Source organism: Steroidobacter sp. (assembly GCF_016790065.1).
Classification (GTDB): Bacteria; Pseudomonadota; Gammaproteobacteria; order Steroidobacterales; family Steroidobacteraceae; genus Steroidobacter.
The window spans coordinates 1-1,767 of sequence record NZ_JAEUPY010000324.1 but is presented as its reverse complement, the minus strand read 5'-3'; the positions used below and the strand labels follow the sequence as shown (position 1 = coordinate 1,767).

Below are 1,767 nucleotides of genomic sequence, written 5' to 3'. Positions count from 1 at the left end.
GTGAGCAATGACGGCCGCAAAGCCTTGCGGATGCTTTTGCAGGACGGGCAGTTGCAGTTGTCTTCGCGGGGGTATGAATCCCCGCTGCGGCCGGTGGCGCAGCAGCGCTTCTATGGGGCCGACGACCGTGACCTGATCGTTTTCTCCCGCTCGACGCGCAACCCTGGTGCGGTCGAACTCCAGCGCTCCAGCGAGCCCGACATGCCTTATCGGCGCGTGCCGACATGGAGCCCCGCGCCGCAGGACTTGAGTGTCTATGCGGGAACGTATCGGAGCGAGGAAATCGAGATCCCCTATCGAATCTCCGTGCAGCAGGGCAACCTCGTCGTCACCACGCTCAAGTGGAACACTGGCGTACCGTTGATCCCAATGGCACAGGACCTGTTCACCTCGAAGGAGTGTGGATATGTGCGCTTCACCCGTGACTCCGGCGGGCGCGTGACGGGGATGACTTTCAACGGCTACGTGGTCGATCTGCGCTTCTCTAGAAGCGACTGAATGGCACCCGGCCTCCATGCCTCGCCCCCATGGAGGTTTTCCCCCGCCTGATCCGTCTACTCCCCGAACCCGCCCAAACCTGCGGGGAGAGCCGGTGTCTACAGTCGCAACCCTACGCAATGTCCCTACGCTAGCCGGCTCGCTGAGTGCCGGTGCGTGCCGGCATGGTGGCGGGGCGGGCGGCTTCGTGACATCGTCCTGACGTGGACGCGTTCAAACTGTTGCTCAGTAAGCTTCGCCGGCTGCTACGTAGCCGGGGGCGAACTGCGGATGACGCGGACGATTTGATCCAGGAAGCGTTCCTGCGGTTGCAGCTTTATTGCCGCGACAAGCCGGTGGAGCACACCGAAGCATTCCTGGTTCGAACTGCGTTGAATCTGTCCGTCGACGATCATCGCCTGGCGCGCAATCGCCTGACCGTCGGCAGTCCGGTGGAATCGCTCACCCTGCTCGATGCTCGTCCGCCGCCGGATGAAGTGGTGGCGACCCAGCAGCGTCTCCAGCGTGTCCGCAACGCGCTGGAAGCATTGAATCCCCGCGCACGCGAAGTGTTTCTGTTGCACCGGGCGGAGGGGTACAGCTATGGCCAGATTGCGGAGCGACTCGGGATCAGCGTGAGCACGGTGGAAAAGCATATGGCCCGCGCGGCGCTGTTCTTCGATGCCTGGTCGGAAACGGAGGACCGGGAATGACCCAAACCGATATCGAGCGCAGTGACAATCCATCCGCGGCCGTGCGTGCTGAGGCAGCGGCGTGGCTCGCGCGCTTGCATGGGCCGGGACGCGACGCTGAGTTCGAAGCGGGCTTGCAGCGTTGGCTGCGCGAAAAGCCGGCCAATGCTCGTGCGTTCGAGCGAATGACCGATAGTTGGGAGTTGGCCACCAGCGTGGCAGCTGGGCAATTTCCACGTCGCACCGTGCGTGAGCGGCCGGCGCCTTCATTGCGATGGGCTTTAGCGGCCGGTGTCGCGGTGATCGGTATGCTGGTCGCCGTTGCGGTTCATCTGATGACGCGTGCGCCATCGTATGCAACGCTGATCGGCGAGCAGCGAACAGTGCGGCTGGACGATGGCTCGCGCATTTCGCTTAATTCCTTGAGCCGCATCGTGGTCGACTATTCGAGTCGGCAGCGCTTGGTTCGGTTGGAAGAAGGCGAGGCTTACTTTGAAGTCGCCAGTAATCCGCGACGGCCATTTGTCGTCGTGGCGGGCAATCGCGAAGTGACTGCGGTAGGCACGACATTTACTGTGCGACACGAGCCGGATCGGTT

General features: G+C 62.8%; 3 protein-coding genes. All 3 read left to right on the top strand.

From position 1 onward, the window contains the following. Positions 1-498: DUF3471 domain-containing protein (locus tag JNL55_RS13440; RefSeq protein WP_293853739.1), on the top strand; the 498-nt coding region annotated here is incomplete at its 5' end. Positions 499-701: 203 nt separating this feature from the next. Then, positions 702-1,190: an RNA polymerase sigma factor gene (locus JNL55_RS13435; RefSeq protein ID WP_293853737.1), complete on the top strand. Its 489-nt coding sequence runs from the start codon at positions 702-704 to the stop codon at positions 1,188-1,190. After that, a partial coding sequence (locus tag JNL55_RS13430; RefSeq protein WP_293853735.1) for a FecR family protein occupies positions 1,187-1,767 on the top strand: 581 nt, incomplete at its 3' end. The genes JNL55_RS13435 and JNL55_RS13430, both read left to right, overlap by 4 nt.